The organism is Nocardioidaceae bacterium SCSIO 66511, from assembly GCA_023100825.1.
Classification (GTDB): Bacteria; Actinomycetota; Actinomycetes; order Propionibacteriales; family Nocardioidaceae; genus Solicola.
In genome coordinates this window covers 3,091,132-3,115,936 of the sequence record CP095846.1, presented here as the reverse complement: position 1 = coordinate 3,115,936, position 24,805 = coordinate 3,091,132, and the positions used below count along the sequence as shown (strand labels likewise).

General features: G+C 67.6%; 28 protein-coding genes. 18 read left to right on the top strand and 10 right to left on the bottom strand.

What is annotated here, in order from left to right:
• Positions 1–38: 38 nt before the first annotated feature.
• Both MU582_14700 and MU582_14695 read right to left on the bottom strand, forming a co-directional pair.
• Complete coding sequence (locus MU582_14700; protein UPK73677.1) at positions 39–887, bottom strand: DUF3097 domain-containing protein; 849 nt, start codon at positions 885–887, stop codon at positions 39–41.
• Positions 888–898: 11 nt separating this feature from the next.
• Positions 899–1,642, bottom strand: a complete 744-nt coding sequence (locus MU582_14695; protein ID UPK73676.1) for an MBL fold metallo-hydrolase — start codon at positions 1,640–1,642, stop codon at positions 899–901.
• 77 nt (positions 1,643–1,719) lie between these two features.
• On the opposite strand from MU582_14695, the gene hrcA reads away from it, so the two are divergent.
• From hrcA to MU582_14680, 3 genes are read left to right on the top strand one after another with little or no spacing between them, the layout of a single operon-like run.
• Positions 1,720–2,742, top strand: a complete 1,023-nt coding sequence (gene hrcA, locus MU582_14690) for a heat-inducible transcriptional repressor HrcA (protein UPK73675.1) — start codon at positions 1,720–1,722, stop codon at positions 2,740–2,742.
• A gap of 36 nt (positions 2,743–2,778) precedes the next feature.
• Positions 2,779–3,930, top strand: coding sequence for a molecular chaperone DnaJ (gene dnaJ, locus MU582_14685; GenBank protein UPK73674.1), 1,152 nt, complete (start codon positions 2,779–2,781; stop codon positions 3,928–3,930).
• A 58-nt stretch (positions 3,931–3,988) separates the two neighbouring features.
• The gene (locus MU582_14680; GenBank protein UPK73673.1) at positions 3,989–4,609 is read left to right on the top strand and encodes an L-threonylcarbamoyladenylate synthase; all 621 of its coding nucleotides are present in this window, start codon (positions 3,989–3,991) and stop codon (positions 4,607–4,609) included.
• Between the two features lie 86 nt (positions 4,610–4,695).
• On the opposite strand, the gene MU582_14675 is transcribed toward MU582_14680, so the two are convergent.
• On the bottom strand, positions 4,696–6,090 hold the full coding sequence (locus MU582_14675; protein UPK73672.1) for a GGDEF domain-containing protein: 1,395 nt from the start codon (positions 6,088–6,090) through the stop codon (positions 4,696–4,698).
• Between the two features lie 181 nt (positions 6,091–6,271).
• Here MU582_14675 and MU582_14670 point away from each other — a divergent pair, with 181 nt between their 5' ends.
• From MU582_14670 to era, 5 genes are read left to right on the top strand one after another with little or no spacing between them, the layout of a single operon-like run.
• Positions 6,272–7,276: a PhoH family protein gene (locus MU582_14670; protein UPK73671.1), complete on the top strand. Its 1,005-nt coding sequence runs from the start codon at positions 6,272–6,274 to the stop codon at positions 7,274–7,276.
• Positions 7,254–7,721 carry an rRNA maturation RNase YbeY gene (gene ybeY / locus MU582_14665; protein ID UPK73670.1) on the top strand — a complete coding sequence of 156 codons (468 nt, stop codon included), beginning with the start codon at positions 7,254–7,256 and terminating at the stop codon, positions 7,719–7,721. The genes MU582_14670 and ybeY overlap by 23 nt, the downstream gene beginning before the upstream one ends.
• Positions 7,721–9,028: a hemolysin family protein gene (locus MU582_14660; protein ID UPK73669.1), complete on the top strand. Its 1,308-nt coding sequence runs from the start codon at positions 7,721–7,723 to the stop codon at positions 9,026–9,028. Before ybeY ends, MU582_14660 begins: the two co-directional genes overlap by 1 nt.
• 37 nt (positions 9,029–9,065) lie before the next feature.
• Positions 9,066–9,410: a cytidine deaminase gene (locus tag MU582_14655; protein ID UPK73668.1), complete on the top strand. Its 345-nt coding sequence runs from the start codon at positions 9,066–9,068 to the stop codon at positions 9,408–9,410.
• Positions 9,407–10,327 carry a GTPase Era gene (gene era, locus MU582_14650; protein UPK73667.1) on the top strand — a complete coding sequence of 307 codons (921 nt, stop codon included), beginning with the start codon at positions 9,407–9,409 and terminating at the stop codon, positions 10,325–10,327. Before MU582_14655 ends, era begins: the two co-directional genes overlap by 4 nt.
• Positions 10,328–10,341: 14 nt before the next feature.
• On the opposite strand, the gene MU582_14645 is transcribed toward era, so the two are convergent.
• From MU582_14645 to MU582_14630, 4 genes are all read right to left on the bottom strand, one after another.
• Positions 10,342–11,241, bottom strand: coding sequence for a DUF6263 family protein (locus MU582_14645; GenBank protein ID UPK73666.1), 900 nt, complete (start codon positions 11,239–11,241; stop codon positions 10,342–10,344).
• Between the two features lie 71 nt (positions 11,242–11,312).
• Positions 11,313–12,188 (bottom strand): septum formation family protein, encoded by an 876-nt coding sequence (locus MU582_14640; protein ID UPK73665.1) that lies wholly within the window; start codon positions 12,186–12,188, stop codon positions 11,313–11,315.
• A gap of 61 nt (positions 12,189–12,249) precedes the next feature.
• The gene (locus tag MU582_14635) at positions 12,250–13,101 is read right to left on the bottom strand and encodes a septum formation family protein (protein ID UPK73664.1); all 852 of its coding nucleotides are present in this window, start codon (positions 13,099–13,101) and stop codon (positions 12,250–12,252) included.
• Positions 13,102–13,146: 45 nt separating this feature from the next.
• Positions 13,147–13,638, bottom strand: coding sequence for a flavodoxin family protein (locus MU582_14630; protein ID UPK73663.1), 492 nt, complete (start codon positions 13,636–13,638; stop codon positions 13,147–13,149).
• A gap of 101 nt (positions 13,639–13,739) precedes the next feature.
• Between MU582_14630 and MU582_14625 the strand changes: the two genes are divergently transcribed.
• On the top strand, positions 13,740–14,123 hold the full coding sequence (locus tag MU582_14625; protein ID UPK73662.1) for a DUF805 domain-containing protein: 384 nt from the start codon (positions 13,740–13,742) through the stop codon (positions 14,121–14,123).
• Positions 14,124–14,291: 168 nt separating this feature from the next.
• A complete protein-coding gene (leuA, locus tag MU582_14620) occupies positions 14,292–15,995 on the top strand; it encodes a 2-isopropylmalate synthase (GenBank protein UPK73661.1) in 1,704 nt (567 codons plus the stop codon).
• An 89-nt stretch (positions 15,996–16,084) separates the two neighbouring features.
• Here the strand turns inward: leuA and MU582_14615 are convergent, their stop codons facing one another.
• The gene (locus tag MU582_14615; protein UPK73660.1) at positions 16,085–16,837 is read right to left on the bottom strand and encodes a D-Ala-D-Ala carboxypeptidase family metallohydrolase; all 753 of its coding nucleotides are present in this window, start codon (positions 16,835–16,837) and stop codon (positions 16,085–16,087) included.
• Between the two features lie 146 nt (positions 16,838–16,983).
• Here MU582_14615 and MU582_14610 point away from each other — a divergent pair, with 146 nt between their 5' ends.
• From MU582_14610 to MU582_14595, 4 genes are read left to right on the top strand one after another with little or no spacing between them, the layout of a single operon-like run.
• Complete coding sequence (locus MU582_14610) at positions 16,984–17,277, top strand: DUF1905 domain-containing protein (protein UPK73659.1); 294 nt, start codon at positions 16,984–16,986, stop codon at positions 17,275–17,277.
• Complete coding sequence (locus tag MU582_14605) at positions 17,274–18,239, top strand: threonine/serine dehydratase (protein ID UPK73658.1); 966 nt, start codon at positions 17,274–17,276, stop codon at positions 18,237–18,239. The genes MU582_14610 and MU582_14605 overlap by 4 nt, the downstream gene beginning before the upstream one ends.
• Before the next feature lie 38 nt (positions 18,240–18,277).
• A complete protein-coding gene (gene recO, locus MU582_14600; protein UPK73657.1) occupies positions 18,278–19,006 on the top strand; it encodes a DNA repair protein RecO in 729 nt (242 codons plus the stop codon).
• Between the two features lie 9 nt (positions 19,007–19,015).
• A complete protein-coding gene (locus tag MU582_14595; protein UPK73656.1) occupies positions 19,016–19,789 on the top strand; it encodes an isoprenyl transferase in 774 nt (257 codons plus the stop codon).
• On the opposite strand, the gene MU582_14590 is transcribed toward MU582_14595, so the two are convergent.
• Positions 19,774–20,391, bottom strand: a complete 618-nt coding sequence (locus MU582_14590) for a maleylpyruvate isomerase family mycothiol-dependent enzyme (protein UPK73655.1) — start codon at positions 20,389–20,391, stop codon at positions 19,774–19,776. The two genes, MU582_14595 and MU582_14590, sit on opposite strands and share 16 nt — an antisense overlap.
• A 57-nt stretch (positions 20,392–20,448) precedes the next feature.
• Between MU582_14590 and MU582_14585 the strand changes: the two genes are divergently transcribed.
• Complete coding sequence (locus tag MU582_14585; protein UPK73654.1) at positions 20,449–20,904, top strand: MarR family transcriptional regulator; 456 nt, start codon at positions 20,449–20,451, stop codon at positions 20,902–20,904.
• A 3-nt stretch (positions 20,905–20,907) separates the two neighbouring features.
• Here the strand turns inward: MU582_14585 and MU582_14580 are convergent, their stop codons facing one another.
• The gene (locus tag MU582_14580) at positions 20,908–21,867 is read right to left on the bottom strand and encodes a DMT family transporter (GenBank protein UPK73653.1); all 960 of its coding nucleotides are present in this window, start codon (positions 21,865–21,867) and stop codon (positions 20,908–20,910) included.
• Positions 21,868–21,939: 72 nt separating this feature from the next.
• Between MU582_14580 and MU582_14575 the strand changes: the two genes are divergently transcribed.
• From MU582_14575 to gltX, 3 genes are read left to right on the top strand one after another with little or no spacing between them, the layout of a single operon-like run.
• On the top strand, positions 21,940–22,485 hold the full coding sequence (locus MU582_14575) for a CGNR zinc finger domain-containing protein (protein ID UPK73652.1): 546 nt from the start codon (positions 21,940–21,942) through the stop codon (positions 22,483–22,485).
• Between the two features lie 54 nt (positions 22,486–22,539).
• Positions 22,540–23,319, top strand: coding sequence for a fumarylacetoacetate hydrolase family protein (locus tag MU582_14570; protein UPK73651.1), 780 nt, complete (start codon positions 22,540–22,542; stop codon positions 23,317–23,319).
• Positions 23,312–24,793, top strand: coding sequence for a glutamate--tRNA ligase (gene gltX / locus MU582_14565; protein UPK73650.1), 1,482 nt, complete (start codon positions 23,312–23,314; stop codon positions 24,791–24,793). Before MU582_14570 ends, gltX begins: the two co-directional genes overlap by 8 nt.
• Positions 24,794–24,805: the final 12 nt, after the last annotated feature.

Sequence of the window (24,805 nt, the reverse complement as noted above, 5' to 3'; positions counted from 1 at the left end):
GTGCAGAACTCGCTTGTCAGCGTGAGACTTCTCGCGTGTCAGCGGTCGCCGGTGACGAAGTCGATCAGCTCCTCGACCCGGCCGAGCAGCGCCGGCTCGAGGTCGGCGTACGACTCGACGCGGCCGAGGATGCGTTTCCACGCGTGCGCGACGTCGGCCTGCGTACGGTGCGGCCAGCCGAGCGCCTGGCAGATGCCGTGCTTCCACGGCACGTTGCGCGGCACCGTCGGCCAGCGCTCGAGGCCGACGCGTTGCGGTTTGACCGCCTGCCAGATGTCGACGTACGGGTGCCCGACGATCAGCACATGCTTGCCGAGCGGACTCTTGGCGACATTGGCCGCGATGCGGCTCTCCTTCGACCCGGGCACGAGGTGGTCGACGAGCACGCCGACCGTACGCCCGGGTGCCGGCCCGAATGCGCGCAGATGTTCGCCGAGCTCGTCGACGCCCTCTAGGTACTCGACGGCGATGCCCTCGATACGCAGGTCGTCGCCCCAGACCTTCTCGACCAGCTCGGCGTCGTGGCGGCCTTCGACGTAGATCCGACTGGCGCGCGCGACGCGTGCCTTCGCCCCGTGCACGGCGACCGAACCGGAGGCAGTGTGGGTGGCACGCCCGGGCCCCTTGCGTACGGGTGCGTGCAGGATCACCGGCCTGCCCTCGAGTAGGAACCCGGGCCCGAGCGGGAACGTCCGCCGTTTGCCCTTGCGGTCTTCGAGCTCGACCGTGTCGAGGTCGCGGTCGACACGCACGATCGCACCGCAGAAGTCGGTGGTGACCTCCTCTACGACCAGGTCGAGCGAGGCCTCCGCAGGCTGCGCGCGGCCGCCCTTCGGCGCACGCCAGTCACCGGACAACACATCGGAGCCATACCTGTCGTACGTCACGACGAACGACCCTAGGGCGTCGCGACCCCCAACTGCTCGAAGCCACGCCGTAGTGCCTGTGTGACCGACTCCGCACTGAGCGGCCACTCCTGCGCCAGCGCGTCGTCGACGGACTGGCCGGCGGCTGCGGCGGCGCGGATCTGGTTCGCGACGTCGACGATGGTCTGGCGCTGCTCCTGCACGAAGTCGCGGTCGACGGCATCGCCGTGTCCGGGCACGATCGTCGCCTCCGGCTCGCAGAGGCCGACGACGAAGTCGAGCGCGTTGCCCCATTCGAGCGGGTACGAGTCGTCGCCGTACACCGGCGGACCCGACTCTTCGACTAGGTCGCCGACGTACGCCACGCGGTCGGGCACGATCTTGACCACGGTGTCGCCGCCGGTGTGCGCAGGACCCGGGTGCACCACCTCGACGAGGCAGTCACCGAGATCGATCGACCATGCCGACGACAGCGTGATGTCGGACCCGTCCAACGACTCGTGCGCGATCACCGGCGAGTCCGCGAAGGCGTCGTTGCCCTGTACGTGGTCGAAATGCGAATGGGTGTTGACGACACCGGCGATCGGCTTGTCGGTGAGCGTACGGATGTCCGACAGCAGCTGTTCGCCCTCCGATACGCTCGCGCGGGTGTCGACGACCAGCAGGTTGTCGGAGCCCATGACGAGCCCGATCGTGATGTCGTAGGGCTCGTAACGGCGGGCGTACGAATGCGGCCCGAGCTGGGTCCAGCCGTGCGACGTGAGAGTGATAGGCACAATCAGTAGACTGGCACTCGGCGGTAGTGAGTGCCAACCCGGGTCACGGCACCCGAAACCCGACGAGAGGAGTACGAATGCTCGACGAGCGCAAGCTCTCGGTGCTACGTGCCATCGTCGAGGACTACGTCTCCACCCAGGAGCCGGTCGGGTCGCGATCCCTCGTCGAACGGCACGGACTCGGTGTGTCCCCGGCGACCGTTCGTAACGACATGGCCGCGCTGGAGGAGGACGGCTTCATCGCGCAGCCGCATACCAGCGCCGGTCGGATCCCCACCGACAAGGGCTACCGCCTGTTCGTCGACCGGCTCGCGGCCGTCCGGAGCCTCTCGACGCCCGAGCGGCGCGCGATCGAGACGTTCCTCGACGGCGCCGTCGACGTCGACGACGTCGTGCAGCGCAGCGTACGCATCCTCGCCCAGCTGACGCATCAGATCGCGATCGTCCAGTACCCCTCGCTGACCCGCTCGTCGGTCCGCCACGTCGAGATCGTCGAGGTAGAGCACCAGCGGCTTCTGTTGGTGTTGATCACCAGCAGCGGGCGCGTCGACCAGCGGATCGTCGAGCTCGAGACCGAGCTCGACGACGACCTGCTCGCCACCTTGCGTACGAGGGTCGCGTCCGCCACGATCGGCCAACGGCTGCCGGAGGCCTCGAAGCGGCTGCTCGAGATCGTCGAGCAGTTCGCCCCCGACCAGCGCGGCATGGTGACCCTCGTCGTCACCGCGCTCACCGAGGCGTTCTCCGACGAGCGCGCCGATGAGCGGGTCGCGGTCGGCGGCACCTCCAACCTCGCGCAGTTCGGCGCCGACTTCGACTCGTCGATCCGCCCGGTGCTCGAGGCGCTCGAGGAGCACGTCGTACTGTTGAAGTTGCTGGGCGAGGCGACCTCACCGAGCATGCTGACCGTACGGATCGGCTCGGAGGTTCCGTACGAGGAGCTCACCACGACCTCCGTGGTGGCCACCGGTTACGGCAGTGACGACGAGCCGCTGGCGAATCTCGGCATCATGGGGCCCACCCGCATGGACTACCCCGCGACGATCGCGTCCGTACGCGCGGTCGCCCGCTATGTCGGTCGAACTCTGAACGAGACCTGACATGTACCTCCCACCACGATCCTCTGACAGGCAGGCATGAATCCCGACTACTACGAGATCCTCGGCGTATCACGCGACGCATCGCCCGAGGAGATCAAGCGCGCCTACCGCCGTAAGGCGCGTGAGCTGCATCCCGACGTCAATCCCGATCCGGAGACGCAGGAGCAGTTCAAGCTCGTCACTGCGGCCAACGAGATCCTCTCCGACCCCGAGAAGCGGGCGATGTACGACCGGGGCGGCGATCCGCTCTCGGGGGCCGGCGGCGGCTTCGGGCAGGGCTTCTCGTTCAGCGACATCATGGACGCCTTCTTCGGGCAGCAGGGCGGCGCGCAGCGCGGTCCGCGGGCGCGGATGCGCCGTGGCCAGGACGCCTTGCTGCGGCTGGACGTCGAGCTGGCGGAGGCGGCGTTCGGCGTCAGCAAGGAGCTCAAGGTCGATACGGCCGTCGTGTGCACGACCTGTGAGGGCAGTGGTGCCGCCGAAGGTTCGGAGCCGGTGACCTGCACGACCTGTCACGGCCGCGGCGAGGTGCAGCACGTACAACGCTCGTTCCTGGGCGATATTCGTACCGCACGACCGTGCCCGACCTGCCAGGGCTACGGCAGCGTCATCCCGAATCCATGCCCCGAGTGCGCGGGTGACGGGCGCGTACGCTCGCGCCGCACGATCAACGTGAAGATCCCGGCCGGCGTCGACACGGGTACGCGGGTCCAGCTTTCCGGCGAGGGTGAGGTCGGACCCGGCGGTGGGCCCGCCGGCGACCTCTATGTCGAGATCGATGTGGCGCAGCATGGGTTGTTCACCCGCGACGGTGACGACCTGCTGTGTGACGTGACGGTTCCGATGACCGCAGCCGCGCTGGGCACCCACGTCGACCTGCCGACTCTCGAGGCGGAGACGGGCGCGGCAGACGTCGACAAGACGGTGCCGCTCGACATCGAGTCGGGTACGCAGTCCGGCGAGCAGGTCGTCGTACGTGGTCGCGGCGTGCCTCGGCTGCGGCGCAGCGGGCGCGGTGACCTGATCGTCCAGGTCGTCGTGGAGACGCCGACCAAACTCGACACCGAGCAGCGCGAGCTGCTCGAGAAGCTCGCGCAGGTACGCGACGAGGAGAAGCCGCGCGGCACTGTGACTCCACCACACAAAGGTGTTTTCGGTCGGCTTCGCGACGCCTTCGGCGCACGGTAGGCGCCGGACGCGGCGAGTTCGTCGTACCGCAACGCGGGATCACGACTAAGGTCGGGCCATGGCGCGATACTTCGACGTACACCCGGAGAATCCTCAGCCCCGCGCGATCGGGCAGGCGACCGATCTGGTGCGCAGCGGCGGCCTGATCGCGTACCCGACCGACTCGTGCTTCGCGCTCGGCTGCCAGCCGGGCAACAAGGACGGCCTGGACCGCATCCGGCGGATCCGCCGACTCGACGACAAGCACCATTTCACGTTGGTGTGCCGCGACTTCTCGCAGCTCGGGCAGTACGTACACGTCGACAACTCGATCTTCCGGGCAGTGCGCTCGGCGACGCCCGGCCAGTACACGTTCATCCTCCCGGCCACACATGAGGTGCCGCGCCGGTTGCTGCATCCGAAGAAGAAGACGGTCGGCGTACGCATTCCCGACCACACGGTCGTACGCGCACTGCTGGAGGCGTTGGGGGAGCCGTTGTTGTCCAGCACGCTGCTGCTGCCCGACGAGGACGAGCCGATGACGCAGGGGTGGGAGATCAAGGAGCGCCTCGACCACGAGGTCGACGCAGTGCTCGACTCCGGCGACTGCGGTGTCGAGCCGACGACGGTGGTCGATCTGTCGCAGGGCTACCCGGAGGTCGTACGCCGCGGGGCCGGCGATCCGGCGCGGTTCGAGTAGCGGCTGCCCGCGAGGGGAAGTTCGGCGCGAATTGCACCATCGACGCACGGCGCGATGGTGCAATACGCGCCGAACTCCGGTGCGGCTCAGCCGTCGACGACGACGATCTGCGCCTTGCCGGCGCGTTTGCCGTCGATCATCGCGAGATCGGCGGCCGCGAGTACGTCGGTGACCGTCGAGGTCGAGCTCGCGCGAGCGACGCCGATCGTGAGGGTGATCTCGAAGTCGGTACCAGCCGCCCTCGTTCGGGTCAGCGGCGCCAGCGTGCTCTCGACTTGCGCGGGCGTCTGGTCGGGTACGAGTACGACGAACTCGTCGCCGCCGAACCGCGCGACGACCGCCTCGCGACCGAATGCCGACCGCAGCGCGGCCGCGATCCGGCGCAACACCGCGTCACCCTCGCGATGACCGTGCTGTCCGTTGATGATCGTGAAGTCGTCGATGTCGACGTACGCGACGCTGAACCCGCCGACTCCCGTACGCGCCCGCGAGAGCAGCAGCGCGAATCCCGCGTCGACGGCTCGGCGGTTGCCGACGCCGGTGAGCGGGTCGATGTCCGGCTCGGGTACGCGCGCACGCACCCGAGCGCGTTCGTCCGCGAGCTGCTCGTCGTACGCATCGCGATCGGCGCTCGCCCGGCGGTGCCAGTCGTCGACCAGACGGCGAACGAGGGTACGCGTCGGAGATTCGCTCTCGAGCATCGTCGGCGCGCTCATCGCCGCGTGCTCCATCAGGATCACCAGGTCGGTGGAGCCGAGCCCGTCCCAGTCGACCCGGTCGGCCGCCCGCGCGATCGTCGCCGCGGCGTCCGCCTCGCGACCTTCTTCGTACGCGAGCATCGATGCGGCGAGTCGCAGGTGCCGCCCGTACCCGCGCGGCGCGCGCCGCTGGAGTTCCAGGGCATCCTCGAGCACGTTGCGCGTATCGGGGTGCCAGCGCCCGTTCATGACCTCGCAAGCGCAGGCGATCGCCGCGAGCTCGCGCGTGAGGTGGGCGTTCGGCGGGGTCTCGCTCGCCTTGGCGGCCGCCACGACGTACGCCGCACGGGCCTGTTCGAACCACGGCTGAGCGGCGTCTCGACCACCGCGTACCCGCTCCGAGCACGCGAGCTCCCACAGTGCGTCGGCCCGCCGGGTCGCCGGTGCGATCGTGGCCGGCATGCAGCGGTGCTGCTCGACGACCGCCTCCATCCGGTCCGTCCACGCGACGGCACGGTCGTACAGGTGTAGCTCCCCGAGCGCCTCCGAGACCCCGCACAGCGCGAGCACGAGGTTGGCAACGGCCGGTTCGTCGAGCCGCGAGACGGAGGTTCGGGCGAGATACTCCTCCAGCGAGGCGATCGAGTGCACGAGGTCGTGGTACGCCGAGCGCTGGTGGTCCAGGCGCGACCCTGCGCGGGTGCGCGCGATCGTCGTCGCGGCCTTCCACAACGCTGCGTCGTCGCTGGTCACGGGCCTCTCATAGCCCACGATCTCCGACATCTGTGCCCCTTCGTCCGGTCCGTCTCGACAGTGAGACGGGCGAGACGCATCGTTATGACGCGGAACCGGCAATCTCGCTCGCTCTCGAACCGTGCGGACCGTACGATGTCAGGGTGTCGGCCTACGGTCGACACCACATGTCACCCAACACGAGGAGAGCAGCCCCCACGAGGGGGCGCCGATGACCACGTCAGACCAACCGCAGTACACGATCACGATCCCATCGAGCATCGACATGGTGTCGCTGCTGGGCCCGGGCGATGAGTTCCTGCGCATCATCGAGCGCGAGTTCGACGCCGACATCCATGCACGCGGTGACACGCTGACCGTCCGTGGCTCGGCCGCGGAGACGGCCCTCATCGAGCGGCTGCTGGACGAGTTGGTCACGATGATCCGCACCGGTCAGGGCCTGACCGCCGAGATCGTCGAGCGGTCGGTCTCGATGCTGCGCACCGAGACCCGCGAGCGACCGGCGGAGGTGCTGAGCCTCAACATCTTGTCCAACCGCGGCCGCACCATCCGCCCGAAGACGCTGAACCAGAAGCGCTACGTCGACGCGATCGACAACCACACGGTGGTGTTCGGCATCGGTCCGGCGGGCACGGGCAAGACCTATCTCGCGATGGCCAAGGCCGTACGCGCGTTGCAGGCCAAGGAGATCACCCGCATCATCTTGACCCGGCCGGCGGTCGAGGCGGGTGAGCGGCTGGGCTTCCTGCCGGGCACGCTCAGCGAGAAGATCGACCCGTACCTCCGCCCGCTGTACGACGCACTGCACGACATGCTCGATCCGGAGACGATCCCCAAGCTGCTCGCCGCGGGCACGATCGAGGTCGCGCCGCTCGCGTACATGCGAGGTCGTACGCTCAACGACGCCTTCATCATCCTCGACGAGGCACAGAACACCTCGCAGGAGCAGATGAAGATGTTCCTGACCCGGCTCGGGTTCGGCTCCAAGATGGTCGTCACCGGCGACGTGACCCAGGTCGACCTGCCTACGGGTCAGCACAGCGGGCTGCGCGTCGTACGCAACATCCTCGACGAGGTCGACGACGTGGCGTTCACCGAGCTGACCAGCCACGACGTCGTACGCCATAAGCTCGTCGGGCGCATCGTCGCCGCGTACGACCGGTTCGAGGAAGGGCGCCAAGGGGGCACCAGCGGTGAACGTCGACGTTCTCGATGAGGCCGGCACAGGTGTCGAAGTAGCGCACCTGGTACGGCTGTCGAGGTTCGTGATGAGCGAGATGCGACTGCATCCGGCAACCGAGATGTCGATCCGGCTCGTCGACAGCGACACGATCGCGGCGATGAACGAGCAGTGGATGGGCCATGAGGGGCCGACCGACGTACTGTCGTTCCCGCTCGACGAGCTCACTCCCGGCAGCGACGACGAGCCGGCCGACGAGGGCTACCTCGGCGATATCGCGTTGTGCGTGTCCTATGCCGCCGCGCAGGCGCCGCAGAACGGCAACACCACGCTGCAAGAAGTCGAGCTGCTCACCGTGCACGGCATCTTGCACCTGCTCGGATACGACCATGCCGAGCCCGATGAGCACCGCGTGATGTTCGGGTTGCAGGACGAGCTCCTCCAACGCTGGCGAAAGCTCCCGACGGGCGGCGAGGGCTGATGTCGCTCGACGTCTGGCTCATCGTCGCCGCGGCGATCCTCGTCGTACTGGCCGGGCTCCTTGCAAGTGCCGAAGCCGCATTGTCGTCGCTGTCGAAGGCACGCGCCGAGGAGCTGGCAGAAGAGGGCCGTGGTGGCGCTCAGCGGCTGCTGCGCATTGCATCCGATCCGTCGCGCTACATCAACACCACGCTGTTGCTGCGGGTCGCCGCGGAGACGGCCTCGGTCGTCCTCGTCGCGCTCGTCATCGCCGACGCGTTCGACTCGACCTGGCAGCGAGTGCTGATCGCCGTCGTCCTGATGGTGGTCGTCTCCTACGTCGCCATCGGCGTCGGTCCGCGTACGCTCGGCCAACAGCACTCCGAACGCGTCGCGCTTGCGGTCTCTGGACCGGTGATGCTGATGACGCGCGTGCTGGGGCCCGCCTCGCGGGTTCTCATCGCGGTCGGCAACGCACTCACACCGGGCAAGGGCTACCGCGAGGGTCCGTTCTCGTCCGAGGCCGAGCTGCGCGAGTTCGTCGACCTCGCGGAGGCCAGCCGGCTGATCGAGTCCGGTGAGCGGCGCATGATCCACTCGGTCTTCGAGCTGGGCGACACCGTCGTACGCGAGGTGATGGTGCCGCGTACCGACGTGGTGTTCATCGAGCGCCACAAGACGCTGCGCAAGGCGATGTCACTTGCGCTACGCAGCGGCTACTCGCGGATCCCCGTCGTCGGCGAGAGTCTCGACGACATCGTCGGCATGGCGTACCTCAAAGACATCACCAAACGGGTGTTCGACAACCACGACGCCGAGACGACCGAGCGGGTCGAGTCGGTCGCACGCGGCTGCATGTACGTACCCGACTCCAAACCCGCCGATGATCTGCTGCGCGAGATGCAGGCGCAGCGCACGCACGTCGCCATCGTGATCGACGAGTTCGGCGGCACTGCCGGCATGGTGACGATCGAAGACATCCTCGAGGAGATCGTCGGAGAGATCACCGACGAGTACGACCGCGAGCCCGACCTGGTCGAGCGGCTGTCCAACGGGTCCGTACGGATCAGCACGCGGTTCGAGGTCGACGACGTCGTGGAGCTGTTCGGTATCCCGATCGAGGACAACGACGTCGACTCCGTCGGTGGTCTACTGGCCAAACACCTCGGCAAGGTCCCGATCCCCGGCAGCCAGATCGAGGTCGACGGCATGCGCTTCGAGGCCGAGTCGCCGTCGGGCCGGCGCAACCGGATCGGCTCGATCGTCGTGAGCCGCATCGATGACACCGAACGCTCCGACGTCGATCACGGTCAGCGAGAGACGGCGTAGGTCGTGTCTGACAATGCCGCGCCGATACGCTGTGCGCATGTCGATCGAGCTCTCCGATCCCGAGGACGCCAAGATCGTGACCTTGGCCAAGGCGACCCGGCTGCGCACCGGCGCCGCGCAGGGCGCCGCCGTCCGCGACCTCGACGGTCGTACGTATGCCGCTGCACCGGTCGAGCTCGCGAGCCTGCGGCTGTCGGCGGTGCAGCTCGCCGTAGCCATGGCCGTGTCGTCGGGTGCGAAGGGCCTCGAGGCGGCAGCCGTCTCGACCGACGACGAGGTCGCCGATCCGGACCTCGCGGCCGTGCGTGATCTGGCGGGCACCGGCGTCGCCGTGATCGTCGCCGATGCACGCGGTACGGCGACCGCGGTGGTGCATACGTGAGCGCCGCCTTCCGCTCCGGATTCGCCTGCTTCGTCGGCCGACCCAACGTCGGCAAGTCGACACTGACCAATGCACTCGTCGGCGACAAGATCGCGATCACGTCGTCACGGCCGCAGACGACCCGCCACGTCGTACGCGGGCTCGTGCACCGAGACGACGCGCAGATCGTGCTCGTCGACACTCCCGGGCTCCACCGGCCGCGTACGCTCCTCGGCGAGCGCCTCAACGACCTGGTGCGTACGACGTGGGCCGAGGTCGACGTCGTGGCGGTTTGTCTGCCTGCCGACGAGCGCATCGGGCCGGGCGACAGGTTCCTCGTACGCGAGGTCGCCAAGCTGCGTCGCAAGCCGGTGATCGCGGTGGCGACGAAAACCGATCTTGTCTCGCGTGACCGCTTGATCGAGCACCTCTCCGAGGTCTCCCGGCTCGGCACCGAAACCGGTATCGACTGGGCCGAGATCGTACCCGTCTCTGCCCAGTCGGGTGAACAGCTCGATGTCCTCGCCGACCTGTTGGTGCAGTCGCTGCCCGAAGGCCCGCAGCTCTACCCGGCCGGCGATCTGACCGATGAGCCCGAGGAGATGCTGGTCGCGGAGCTGATACGCGAGTCGGCGCTGGAGGGCGTACGCGATGAGCTTCCGCACTCCCTTGCGGTCGTCGTCGAGGAGATGGGGCTGCGGCCCGACCGACCCGATGACCGGCCGCTGATCGACATCCACGCGAACGTTTTCGTCGAGCGCCAGAGCCAGAAGGGCATCGTGATCGGCGCCAAGGGCGGCCGACTCCGTGAGATCGGTAAGACCGCACGCGTTCAGATCGAGCGACTGCTGGGTACGCCGGTCTACCTCGACCTGCACGTCAAGGTCGCGAAGGACTGGCAGCGTGATCCCAAGCAGCTGAAGCGTCTGGGCTTCTGACCTTCGGAGGCGGGCTAGCCGCGCTCGTTGATCGTGACGTCGACGCCGACGTCGGACTCGACCTCCTGCGAGTCGTCGCCCTGCTCGACCTCCATCTTGGTACTCGAGTCGACGTTCGTCGATCCGGAGACTGCGAGCGGAAGTTCGAGGCTGCCGCTCATCGTGCCTCCGCCGGCCGACGACCCGTCGACGAGCTCGGCCTCCACGCCGTTCTGCTCGATGGGGCCGGGTGCCATCTGCTGGTTGATCTCGACGTCGAGGGTGTACTCCGAGCCGTCGAGCTCGTCGAGGGTGTACTTGTACGTGTTGCAGGTACGGAGACCGTTGAGCTCGATCGGTGTCTCGACCTCCCAGTCGGCGCCTTCGCCGACGGGCTCGTCGGGCAGCGGCACCGTCATATTGGCCAGCTGCTGTTCGAGTTGCTCCAGGGTCGTCTCCATCGTCGGATCCAGGCCCGGCGCGGGATCGATGCTCGCGTCGCGGTAGACGCCGTTGAGGTCGGTGGTGATCGAGCCAGAGGTTCCGACCAGTGTCTGTAACGTCGACTCAACGGTCGGGTCGCCGCCCGCGTCCACCTTGTCGTACTCGAACGACGTTTCGATCTCGTCGTCGGTGACTCGCTCGATCTTCGTGGTCATCCCCATTGTGATTGTCGGGATATCGCCGGTCGGCACGCTGGAACCATCGGCTCGTACGGACATGCTCATGTCCATGTCCATGTCGAGTGCGAGCTTGTCGCCCTCCTTGGGCGTGAACCGAAGCTCGGACTTGGGGCCCGAGCCGTTGTCGTCGACGGAGACTGTCGGCGACTCCGCGCAGTCGAAATCGTCGGCCCCGCCGCCGACAGCATTGGTGCAGGCGGTCAATGCGGTCAGAGCGAGTGCGGCGGTGGCAGCGAAGGCAGATGCTCGCATGGGATCCTCGTTCGGTGGTCGGTGTGTTCCCACCGATCCGATGCGAGACGCGTCGCAAAGGTTCGCGAAGACTACTTCTTCGTCTTCGCGTAGCACTCGCCGAAGCGGTCGCCGCCCTTCCAGGTCTGCGCTGTCGGGAACGTCCAGCCGGTGTAGCGGTTCTTGCCGAGGAACTTGCGCGACTGACGCAGGCACGGCTTGCGCATACCGCCTTGGACCTTCTTACGCCCGGGGTAGGAGTCCGAGGGATCGCCGAACTTCACGACGCCGACCGACCGGAAGTCGTGCGGCTTGTTGCAGAGAACGACATTCGTGCCGCTCGGCTTGAATCGACCCTTGACGCAGTAGTCGGCGTCGCTCGTCTGCTTCTTCAGCGATCCCCGGGTGTCCTTGGGCAGGTCGACCGTCGAGCCGCTGGGTTGGTAGAGGATCACGTCGCAGCGCACCCAGGACGCTCCTGCGACGACGTCTTCGGCCGTCGGTGCGCCGACGATAGTCTGGTAGCCGGTGCGTGCCAGCCGCGCGGCGTTGCCACCTGTCCACGACTGGAGTTGCTTGTCGCAGGTCGACTCGGTCTGCTTGTAGACCTTCGTGAGGTCGCCCTTGGTGAGCGCCTGCTTCGTCGCGCCCTTGGCGTTCGTGACGTAGAACGTCTGAGCGTTGTGCTTCTTGCCGCATTTGGCGGACTTGGCCGAGGTGACCACGCCGCGCGAGAGTTCGGAGTTGGCGATCATGCGGCAGTCACCGGCGGTCGGCGTCGGGGCCGTCGGCTCCTCGGTTGGTTCGTCGGTCGGCTCTTCGGTATCTGTCGGCTCGTCGGTTGGTTCGTCTGTTGCTTCGCTGGTGGAGTCGGATGCGCCGCTGGCGGCGAGATCCTCGGCTGATGCGCAACCACCAAGGGCGAGCAGTGCCGCTGCGACGATCAGGCCGGTTCGGGCAGTACGCACGGGAGCCCCCGCTCGGTCGACGTAAGCTGTCGCGGGACAGTGTACGGATGGGGTTGGCCCATCAGTCATCCTCGGTCCAGCAGAGCCCGTAGCGACGGCCCGCCTGCCACTGTGACTCCGTCGGGAACGTCCACTGGAACGACAGCGCGCCGGTCGAGTCGTCGAGGTAGTCGCGAACGGTCGACTCGCACTCGTCACCGCGAGCCACCAGCTCGTCGCGGCCCGGCCAGCCATCATCGCCGTCGCCGACCGTCAGTGTGCTGATCGCCTGCCAGTTGTGGGGTTCGGAGCACAGCCGCCACTCGGATTCGGGGTTCAGCGAGTCGCCGGCTTTGTCACACGTACCCCAGTCGTCGAGGGCGTCGTCGGGGTCGAGGAGTCCCTTTGTCACCGCGGGGAGCCTCGCGGGTTCGTCGCCGGACCCGTCGGCGACGACGTCGCAGCGGAACCACTCGGCCCCACGCGCGATCTCTTCCTCGGTCGGCACAAACCACACCGGACGCACCCGGGCCAAGGTGCGGGTCTGACCGTCACCTCCGACGTGGTCGACGAACCGGTCTGAGCATCGCTTGTCGACGAGACTCGCGATTGCGTTGCTCTCAACCGAGCCGCCGCGCACCAGCTTCTTCGGGAGCGGTCCGACGGAGAACGTCTGTGTGGTGTGCGGCCGCTTGCACGGCACCGACTTCGCGTCGCTGTGCGCCTGTGCGACGTCGTCAGCGGTCAACCGGTAGCAGCGGCCCCGCTTCGGCGCGGGAGGCGGCGGTGGTGGCTCGGAGGTCGTCTCCGACTCCGTCGGCTCGTCGCTTCCGCCGGATGCGTCGGGTGAGTCATCGTCGCCGTTGCAGCCGGCGACGAGAAGAACTGTGCACGCGAGGAGGACGAGGGCGCGTACGACGGCCGTTGTTCGCACCCTGCAATGGTAAAAGGTCGCGACCGTTGGGCCACGCTCAACCCGTCAGGGCATCAGGAGTGCGGCGAGGGTTCCGCCGAGCTCGTACGCGGCGGCGCGATGCTCATCGGTGACATCGCCCATCACCTCGAGGGTCGCTGCGGCCTGTCGCCAGTTGAGGGCGCCGGTGATGGACAGCACCGAGCGTACGGCGCCGTTGGTGTCGTAGCGCCCGTGCACGTACAGGCCGAACGGGCGCCCGGAGGTCTGCCCGCTCGACTCGTCGGCGGCTCCGGTGGTGGACAGGGCGCCGCCGATCTGCAGGAACGTCGAGTCGAAGAAGTGCTTCAGTGCGCCGCTCATATAGCCGAAGTTCGCAGTTGTGCCGAGCAGATACCCGTCTGCTGCGAGCACATCGTCTGCGGTCGCCTCCAGCGCCGGGCGAACGACCACGTCGACACCGGTGATCGCATCGTCGTTGGCGCCGCCGAGCACGGATTCGAGCAGTGTGCCCATCGAGCGGGTGGGCGAGTGGTGTACCAGGAGCAACCGGGTCATGACGAATCACCGTACCCCGAGCGCCGCAGGCGAATCTCCACCATGAGCGGCTCTGGATCGACTACGTTGTGTGCACATAATCGAACAGAAATGGTGGGCAAATGGGATTCCCTGAAGCAGTACGCACGGTGCTGTCGAAGTATGTGGTGTTCTCCGGGCGGGCGCGCCGTAGCGAGTTCTGGTGGTTCGCGCTGTTCTCCTTCCTCGTGTCGCTCGTCGCCGCGATCCTGGACGCAGCTCTCGGGACCGACTTCGGAGACGGAGCCAGCAGCAGCGGTCTGTTCCAGGTGATCGCTACGCTGGCGCTGTTCCTGCCGGGTCTGGCCGTTGCGATTCGTCGCCTGCACGACACCAGCCGGGTCGGCTGGTGGTACCTGATCGGACTCATCCCGTTCATCGGCTGGATCGTGCTGCTCGTCTTCTTCGTCCTGGACAGCCACGGTGACAACAAGTACGGCCCCAGCCCGAAGCGAGCCATCGCCTAGAGCACGAGCACTGGTGCCTCGCGAAACGCATCCTGCTACTATCGCAGCGATGCGTTTCGCGAGCCTCCTCCTTCGCTGCCGCGACGAGGTCTGAACCAGGTCGGACCCCTCGTCGCGGAGTTCGTCGTACCGCCGGCCCCACGACGACAGGATGAGGATCCACCCGAGATGAGCATCTCCCCCCAGCAACCGAGCGGTATGCCGTACGAGCGTTACCGCCAGTTCCAGACCGTCACCGTTCCCGATCGCACCTGGCCGAGCAATACGGTGACGAAGGCCCCGCGCTGGCTGTCCACCGATCTGCGCGACGGCAACCAGGCCCTGATCGACCCGATGACACCCGCCCGTAAGCGGCGGATGTTCGATCTGCTCGTACGCATGGGCTACAAGGAGATCGAGGTCGGCTTCCCGGCCGCGAGCGAGACCGACTTCGACTTCGTACGCCACCTGGTCGAGGACGACCTGATTCCCGACGACGTCACGATCTCCGTGCTCACCCAGGCGCGGGAAGACCTGATCGAGCGCACCGTGCAGTCGCTGGTCGGCGCACCGCGGGCCAATGTGCACCTCTACAACGCGGTTGCGCCGCTGTTCCGCCGGGTCGTGTTCGGCTTCGGCAAGGACGAGACGCGCGCCATCGCCGTACGCGGGACCGAGCTGGTGATGAAGTACGCCGATGAGCTGCTGCCCGGCACCGACTTCGGCTACCAGTACTCGCCGGAGATCTTCACCGGGTCCGAGATGGACTTCGCTGTCGAGGTGTGCGAGTCCGTGATGGACGTCTGGCAGCCAGCCGAAGGCCGCGAGATCATCCTGAACCTGCCCGCGACGGTCGAGATGGGTCCGCCGAACACCTACGCCGACCAGATCGAATGGTTCGGTCGCAGCATCAGCCGCCGAGAGCACGTCGCGATCTCGCTGCACCCGCACAACGACCGCGGCACGGCCGTCGCCGCGACCGAGCTGGCGATGATGGCCGGAGCCGACCGCGTGGAGGGCTGCCTGTTCGGCCACGGCGAGCGTACGGGCAACGTCGACCTGGTGACGCTGGGCATGAACCTGTTCAGCCAGGGCATCGACCCGCAGATCGACTTCTCCGACATCGACGAGATCCGGCGCACCGTCGAGTACTGCACCGGCCTTCCGGTGCATCCGCGCCACCCGTACGCCGGCGACCTGGTCTACACGGCGTTCTCCGGATCGCACCAGGATGCGATCAAGAAGGGCCTCGAAGACCTCGACCGCGTCGCGACCGAGCGCGGCGTACCGGTCTCGGAGGTTCCGTGGGAGGCGCCCTACCTGCCGATCGACCCGCACGACGTCGGGCGTTCGTACGAGGCGGTCATCCGGGTCAACAGCCAGTCCGGCAAGGGCGGCGTTGCGTACATCATGAAGTCGGAGCATCATCTCGACCTCCCGCGGCGCCTGCAGATCGAGTTCAGCCGAGTCGTGCAGGGCATGACCGAAGGCGAGGCCGGCGAGATCGCACCGGAGGCGATGTGGGGTGCGTTCGCGACGGAGTACCTCGACCACGCAGGGCCGTACGAGCTGCGGAGCGTCACCACATCGCAGTCCGGTGACGGACGCGACGAGATCGTTGCGGATCTCCGTGTGGGCGACGAGGTGCGTTCGATCAAGGGTGAGGGCAACGGCCCGATCGCGGCATTCGTCGATGCGCTGAGCGCCACAGGTCTCGGCGTACGCGTGCTCGACTACTCCGAGCACGCGCTCTCGTCGGGCGGTGACGCGAGCGCGGCGGCGTACGTCGAATGCGAGGTCGGCGACGAGATCGTGTGGGGCGTCGGCATGGACCCGAACATCATGCGCGCATCGCTGCGCGCAGTGCTCTCCGCGATGAACCGCGCCGCCTGAAGCGAGTCGGCTCGCATCTGCTGACCACAGGAGAAAGCGGGGTTCCCGATACCGGGAACCCCGCTTTTCGCGGTGTGGCGGTCAGTGCATCAGATGCCGCAGGACGGCGCGTCCCAGTACGGGCTCGGGTCGGCTGCGACGTGGGTGTGGTCGTTGTGACCGGGGTAGCCCGGGCCGAGGATCTCCGAGAAGCCGCGGCTACGAGCCTCCTTGGCCAGCGTGCAGAACGAATGGGTGCCGGTCAGGTCGGCGGCATCGCCGTAGAGGTGGCGGCTCTTCGACGCCCCACCGACCGCGGAGTTGCAGGAGTAGCTACGGAATCCGCTCGACACCGTGATCGGCTTGTCGCCGAGGGCATGGCGAAGGGCCTGCAGCTTCCACATCGTCACGAGCGCGTTCGCCTTGGCCTGGCTCGCCGACAGCGGACCGCCCGACCAGCTCGAGTTGCACTTGTTCAGCTCGCCGTAGGTGAAGTTCACCGGCGTGCAGTCGTCATCCTGCAGTGCGTAGATCTTGGCGAAGGTCTTCTCTCCGGCAACGCCGTCGGCCTCGAGGCCGTATGCCTTCTGGAATCCGGCGACTGCCTTCTTGGTCTTGGGACCGAACTCGCCGTCGATGCCCAGAACCTCGCCGTAGTCGGCGTATCCGGCCACGCGGATCTGCAGTTGTTTGACGGCGTCGCCCTTGGAACCTTCCTTCAGGACTCCGCTCCAGGTGTAGCAACCGTCGGCAGCGGCGACGGTCGATGCGGTGGGTGCGGCCGACGGCGCAGGTGGGGATGCGACGGCGGGTGCGGTGAATGCGGCGGCCAATAGGGCCAGCACGGCGAGTACGACTCGCATGGGAACCTCCGGTGTCTCTCGGTATTGCGAGAGGTACCCGCGAAGGTCAGGTCTAAACGTCACGTTTCGCGCCCGCATTCGCCGTCGACTGCCCGACCCTGCTTTAGTCTCGTAGGCATGATCGACATCGAATCGAGTGCACACACGTGGATCTGAGCTTCAGCGGACGGGTGATCGAGTGGCGTGGCCCCGCGCCGTACTACTTCGTACCGCTGCCCGCAGACGAGTGCGAAGACGTACGCGAGCTCGCCACCGTTGCGAGTTATGGCTGGGGGGTGATCCCCGTCTCGGTTAGGATCGGCGACGTCGATTTCGGGACCTCGTTGTTTCCCAAGGACGGCGGCTACCTGCTGCCGTTGAAGGATGCCGTGCGCAAACCGCGCGGCATCGCCGAAGGCGATGAGGTCGAGATCGCCATGTCGGTACGGGTCGACGTATGACCGCGCCGGACGATCTCGCTACGCGTATCGACTCTGCCCATGCTCGGATCTCGCCGCACGTACGTCGTACGCCGCTCGAGGCCTTTCCCGCTCTCGGTGAGCGCCTGAGTGCTGACGTGCGCCTGAAGTCGGAGCATCTTCAGGTCACGGGTTCATTCAAGGCGCGAGGGGCGCTTGCGAAGTTGACCTCCCTCGACGCCGATGTACGAGCTCGCGGGGTCATCACCGCGTCGTCGGGCAACCACGGGCTCGGCGTGGCAAACGCGTTGTCGGCGCTCGGTGGCCACGGTGTTGTCTGCGTACCGCGTGGAGCATCGCCAGTGAAGGTCGCCGGCATCCGCCGCCTCGGCGCCGAGGTACGCACGCTCGGCGACGACGCAGGCGAGACCGAGGTGCTCGCGCTGGAAGCGGCCGAGGCGGAAGGCCTTACGTACGTGAGCCCGTACGACGATCTCGACGTCATCTCCGGCCAGGGCACTGTCGGTGTCGAGATCGCCGAGCAGCATCCCGACACCGACACGGTCGTGGTCGCCGTTGGCGGCGGTGGTCTGATCTCCGGAGTCGCTACAGCGCTGAAGCATCGCAGCCGCGGCGTACGGGTGATCGGTGTTTCGCCCGCCAACGATGCGGCGATGGCGGCGTCGGTCGAGGTCGGTCGAATCACCACGGTCGATGCCGCGCCGACCCTGAGCGATGGCACGGCCGGATCGGTGATTCCGGATGCGATCACGTTTCCCTTGTGTCAGCAGCTCGTCGACGAATGGGTGCTCGTGAGCGAGGACGAGATCCGCAACGCTCTCCGGCTGGTGATCGACGAGCATCACCAGCTCGTCGAGGGTGCGGCCGCGGCAGCGGTCGCCGGTGCGATCAAGCTTGGAGACGCTCTCGCGGGCAGGAACGTCGCAATCGTCTCCTGCGGTGCGAACATCGCGGCCGCGACGCTCGCCGCCGCGCTCACCTGAGATACGGGTTCGTCGGCGGCGTAGGCCACAATGGGGGAGTGAGCCTGTATCGCGACGAAGCTGTCGTGCTGCGTACGCAGAAGCTCGGTGAGGCCGACCGGATCGTCACCATGCTCAGCCGCCGGCACGGCCGCATCCGTGCCGTCGCGAAGGGTGTACGCAAGACGAGTTCGCGGTTCGGCGCACGTCTGGAGCCGTTCATGCACGTCGACTTGATGCTCGCGGAGGGCCGCTCCCTCGATGTGATCACCCAGGTCGAGACGTTGTCGCCGTTCGCTTCGGGTCTCGGGGCCGACTACGCGGCGTACACCGCCGGCACCGCGATGCTCGAGACCGCGGAGCGGCTCGTCGGTGAAGACGGCGACCCCGCGGTGCAGCAGTACCTCCTACTGGTCGCCGCGCTGCGCTCCCTGTCGGGTGGAGAGCACGATCCGGCGCTGATCCTCGACTCGTTCCTGCTGCGTTCGCTGGCCGTCGCCGGGTACGCACCGAGCTTCGACACCTGTGCGCACTGCGGCGACCCCGGCCCGCATCGCAGCTTCAACTCGTCGGCCGGCGGCATCTTGTGCACCGACTGCCGGCTGCCCGGATCGGCCAACCCGTCCGCCGCGACCGTTGAGCTGCTGGCTGCCTTGTTGAGTGGCGACTGGCCGACGGCGGAGGCCGCCGACGCGCGTACCAGACGCGAGGCGAGCGGACTTGTCGCCGCGTACCTTGCCTGGCATCTCGAACGAGCCCTGCGCTCGCTGGCACACGTCGATCGGTAGGTTCTGCGCATGCCCCGCCGAGCCGACCGACCGAGCCGACCGTCCGTTCATCCGTCCGGCGCTCGACCTCCGGCGGTTCCCTCCGATCTGGTCCCGAAGCACGTCGCGATCGTGATGGACGGCAACGGCCGCTGGGCGAAGAAGCGCGGGCTGCCACGCACGGCCGGCCACGAGCGCGGCGAGGCGGCCTTGTTCGACGTAGTCGAGGGCGCGATCGAGATCGGCGTCACGCACGTCTCCGCGTACGCGTTCTCGACCGAGAACTGGAAGCGCTCGCCCGATGAGGTGCGTTTCCTGATGGGGTTCAATCGTGACGTGATCCGGCGCCGCCGCGACGAGATGAACGAGCTCGGCGTACGCGTGCGGTGGGCCGGGCGTCGCCCGCGGCTGTGGCGCAGCGTCATCCGTGAGCTCGAGGTGGCCGAGGACCTCACCCGCAACAACGACGTGCTCACGCTCACGATGTGCGTCAACTACGGCGGTCGCGCAGAGCTCGCCGACGCCGCCGCCGCACTCGCACGTGATGCGGCGGCTGGTCGGGTCAACCCGGAGCGGGTCAACGAGCGTACGCTCGCCCGCTACCTCGACGAGCCGGATATGCCCGACGTCGACCTGTTCTGGCGTACGTCCGGCGAGCAGCGTACGAGCAACTTCCTGTTGTGGCAGTCGGCGTACGCGGAACTGGTGTTCAGCGACGTGACGTGGCCCGACGTCGATCGCCGGAGCCTGTGGGCGGCGATCGAGGAGTACGCAAAGCGCAGCCGGCGCTACGGTCTGGCTTGATCGCCGGCGGGCGTCAACCGGTCGGCTCCGGCGCGCCTGCCGGTGAGGGCGAGCAGGATCGCGGCGATCCGGCCGCGCACTTCGGCACCCGATCCGGCCTCCCAGTCGGTATCGGTTGCGACCAGGCGCACGCCGTCGAACCTCTTGCGTGCACGGAACGGAAATCCCATCGACCAGACCCGGGTAGCCGCACGGGCAGCGGCGTCGAGCGGCATGGCGTGCGTCCGCCCGAGCGGGATGACGATGTCCTGGGTGTGTACGAGTACGTCGGTCAGCGGCTCGACATCGGAGATGCCGGGTGCCGTCTTCCGGGACCCGACCATCGCCCGGATCGCCGGCGCGAACTCGGCGTACGGAGCCTCTGCGCGTCGTATTGCGGAGTCCTTGATCATCCGGTTGAAGCCGAACCGCGCCCGCGCGAGCATGACCAGTGCCTCGAGGCGACCGGCCTGCGCCAGCGACAGGTGTGCGGCCACGTCGCGTACGCGCCAACCGGCACACAACGACGGATGCTCCCACTCGGCCGGTGAGAGTTCGTCGAGCAGATCTGCGAGGGCGGCACGTTCGCGGTCGGTCGCCTTCCATACGTCGTCGACGTCCATGTCGACCACCTGCAATCATCAGAGTATCTGACCAATATAGTCCGATAGACTGATTAAATGGGCGAGAACTCCGATAATGGCGACGGTGAGCTGAGCCTCGCGCTACTGATGTATCTGCCGTATCGAGCGACCAGCAAGCGAGTGTTAGCCGGCCTGGCGAGCGCGGGTGCGGGTGACATCTCGGCCGCGCAGGCGCGGGTGGTCGAGCGGATCGGACCCAACGGCACGCGGTTGACCGACCTCGCGGAGCAGGCCGACATCACCAAGCAGACTGCCGGGTTCCTCGTCGACCAGCTGGAACGGAAGGGGTACGTGGAACGCAGGCGGGATCCGACTGACGCGCGGGCTCGCCTGGTGTGCCTCTCGGCGCGCGGCGAGGCCCTCGTACCCGTTGCGAACGACATCGTCGACGGGATCGAACGCGAGTGGGAGCGTCACCTCGGACCGCGGCGCATGCGGCAGCTCCGGGAGGGGCTGACGATGCTGCGCGAGATCACCGACCCGTATCGGTAGCGGTCAGCCTGCCTGCTCGGCGGGCATCCGGCGGTCGGGGGAGTTGTCGATCGGTACGCGCTCGGCGTGCCTGATGATCGCGATGCCGGATACGACGAGGATGCCGCCGGCGAGTTGCTGCAGGGTGGGGGTCTGGGCTACCAGCCACCACGCCCCGAGCACGGCGAACAGCACTTCGCTCAAACCGACGGACGAGGCGATGCGTGAGCCGAGTCGGGCGATCGCCATGATCCCGGTGACGTACGCGGCTGCCGTCGAGATGCCCGCGATCAGCGCCACGATCGCCCACCACGGCAGTGGCTGCCCGGCGAGTTCGGCGTCGGCCGTCGAGAACGTCATCGGCAGTACTCCGAGTGCTCCGACAATGGCGAGTCCGGCGGCGCCGACGACCATGCCCGCCGTGGTCAGCACCAGCGGGGGCGGGCTGTCCGTGCTGGTCGAGGCCTGGAAGTAGACGCATACGCACACTGCGGCGCCGAGGCCCCAGGCGATACCGGCGGGGTGCATGGAGGCGTCGCCGGCGATGTCGAGTACGAGCAGCAGGCCGCCGACCGCCACGGCGGCGCCGACCGCGGTCAGGGCAGCGGGAGGCTTGCCCGTACGCCACCAGGTCCAACCCAGCAGCAGAACCGGCGCGAGGAACTCGAGCAGCAGTGCGACTCCGACGTCGAGGTACTGCACGGCGTTGAAGAAGCACAGTTGCGTTCCGGCCACCGCGACGACGCCGTACACAGCCGTTGCCCGTACGTTGCCGCGCTGCGGACGCCAACCGCGCCCGACCACGACGAGAAGCGGACCCATGAGCAGCAAGGCCGCGCCGGTGATCCGAGCGAGTACGACGCCAAGCGGCGACCAACCGGTGTCCAGCAGCGCGTCGCCGAACGAGCCCGACAGGCCGAAGGTCGCGCCCGAGGTGAGCGCGAGGGCGAGGCCGATTTCGCCGCGCGGCGCCGAGGTGCGCATCTCGGCCCCCCTGTCATGAGCAAACTAGACTGTCACCAATGACGGTATGTCGCCGACCTGTCAGGAGTCAAGATGCAATTTGCGCATGACACGAGTGCTGGGCTGATCACCGCCGCGGCGCTCGTGAACACCGTGCAGGCCGACGGTGACCGCCTCGGCGACCGGGCCGGTCTCGACGCCTTCCTCGTCGAACATCCGTACACCGGCCGGATCGACGGCGACGACGACGAGGTCCGCGCCGTACGCGACGTACGCGAGCGCCTTCGCGCATGGTGGGACGCGAGCAGCCGAGACGCGCTGGTCGAGCTGGTCAATGCCGTGCTCGCCGACTCGGGCGCCCGGCCGTTCCTTGCCCGCCACGGCTCGTGGGACTGGCATCTTCACCTCTCCGAACCCGATGCGCCGCTCGCCGACCGGATCGCCGCGGAATGTGCGATGGCGTTCGTCGACCTGATCCGCGCCGACGACCTCGACCGGCTACAACGCTGCTCCGCGCCCGACTGCGACGACGTGTTCGTCGACCTCTCGCGCAACCGCTCCAAGCGCTACTGCGACACCGGCAACTGCGGCAACCGTCAGCACGTGGCGGCGTACCGCGCTCGCCGTTCTCGTCGTTGAGCCGGCGTACGCACCCGCGTCCCGACAATGCGGCGCCGCGGGTAGTCTCGCCACGTGCGAATTGCCAGATTCACCACCGACGAGGACCCACGTTTCGGCCTGATCGGAGACGACGACGGCACACCGGCCGTTGCCGTCGTCTCCGGAGATCCGCTGTACGCCGGAATCAACCTGACGGGCGAGAAGATCCCGCTCGAGGAGGTACGCCTGCTCGCGCCGGTGCTGCCGCGCAGCAAGGTGATCGGCATCGGGCGCAACTACGCGGCGCACGCGGCAGAGCTCGACCACGAGCTGCCGGAGGAGCCGCTGGTGTTCCTCAAGCCCAACACCAGCGTCGTCGGCCCGGGTGATCCGATCCTCTACCCGAGCCAGACCTCGGAGGTCCATTTCGAGGGCGAGCTCGCCGTCGTGATCGGGCGGATCTGCCGCGATGTCCCGGCCGACGCGGCCGAGAAGGTCGTGTACGGCTACACGGTGGCCAACGACGTGACCGCACGCGACCTGCAGCGCTCCGACAACCAGTGGGCACGGGCCAAGGGCTTCGACTCCTTCTGTCCGCTCGGCCCTTGGATCGAGACGAACCTCGAGATCGATGACATCGCGATCCAGACGACGCTCGGCGACGACGTACGCCAGGACGGCCGTACGTCCGACATGATCTTCAAGGTGCCCGACCTCATCGCGTACGTCTCGTCGTTCATGACCCTGCTGCCCGGAGACGTACTCCTCACCGGCACACCCGAGGGCGTCGGCCCGATGAAGGTCGGCGACGAGGTCAGCATCACGATCGACGGCATCGGCACGCTCACGAACCCGGTGGTCGACCGTGACTGACGTACGCGTTCGCTTCTGTCCCTCGCCGACCGGCAACCTGCATGTCGGCAATGTGCGTACCGCGCTGTTCAACTGGGCATACGCGCGTCACACGGGCGGCACCTTCGTGTTCCGGGTCGAAGACACCGATGCGGCACGCGACAGCGAAGACTCCTACGCAGGTCTGCTCGACTCGCTGCGTTGGCTCGGTCTCGACTGGGACGAGGGCCCCGAGGTCGGTGGCGGTTTCGGGCCGTACCGCCAGTCCGAGCGGTTCGACCTGTACGGCGATGTCGCGCGCAAGCTGGTCGAGGCGGGGTTCGCGTACTACGCGTACGACACCCCCGAGGAGCTCGAGGAGCGCCGCGAGCGCGCCCGCGCCGAGGGACGGTCGAGCGGGTACGACGGATTGCACCGTGATCTGAGCGACGAGCAGCGCGCCGCGTACGAGGCGGAGGGGCGCAAACCCGTCATCCGGTTCCGGATGCCCGACTCGCCGATCACGTTCACCGATCTCGTCCGCGGCGAGGTGACGTTCGAGCCCGAGCACGTCTCCGACTACGTCATCGTGCGTGCCAACGGCCAGCCCCTCTACACGCTCACGAACCCCGTCGACGACGCGACGATGGGCATCACCCACGTACTGCGCGGCGAAGACCTGCTGAGCTCGACGCCGCGGCAGATCCCTTTGCACGAGGCGTTGATCGCCATCGGCGTCAGCCGGGGCGTCGTACCGCAGTTCGGGCACCTGCCGTTCGTCATGGGCCCGGGCAATCGCAAGCTGTCCAAACGCGACCCGGGCGGCGGCCTGCAGAACTACCGCGACCGAGGTTTCCTGCCCGAGGGCCTGCTGAACTACCTCGCCCTGCTCGGCTGGTCGATCGGCAACGACCGCGAGCTGTTCACCCTGCAGGAGATGGCCGAGGCGTTCGAGATCGAGCGGGTCAACCCGAACCCCGCGCAGTTCGACCTGAAGAAGTGCGAAGCGATCAACGGGCTGAAGATCCGTGAGCTCGCCGTCGACGACCTGGCCGACCGGCTGGTTCCACACCTGCGCGACGCCGGGCTCGTGGGCGCCGACCTCTCGCCAGAGCAGCAGGAGCTGTTGCGTGCGGCGACGCCGCTGGTGCAGGAGCGGATGGCCGTCCTGTCAGAGGCGGTCGACATGCTCGGGTTCCTGTTCGTCGGCGACGAGGCGTTCGCGGTCGACCCCGATGAGGCGGCGAAGGCCTTCACCGCAGACGGTCTCGAGGTCGTCGGCACGGCGCTCGCCGCGCTGTCGGAGATCGACCAATGGACCACCGAGTCCATCGAGAGTGCGTTGCGCAGTGCGCTGATCGACGGTATGGGGCTCAAACCGCGCAAGGCGTTCGCCCCGGTTCGCGTAGCCGTCACCGGTAAGCGGATCTCGCCGCCACTGTTCGAGTCACTCGAGCTGCTCGGCCGGGAGAAGACGACTGCCAGGCTGCAGGGCGCGCTCGCGTACGTCGGCTGAGACGCAGACGAC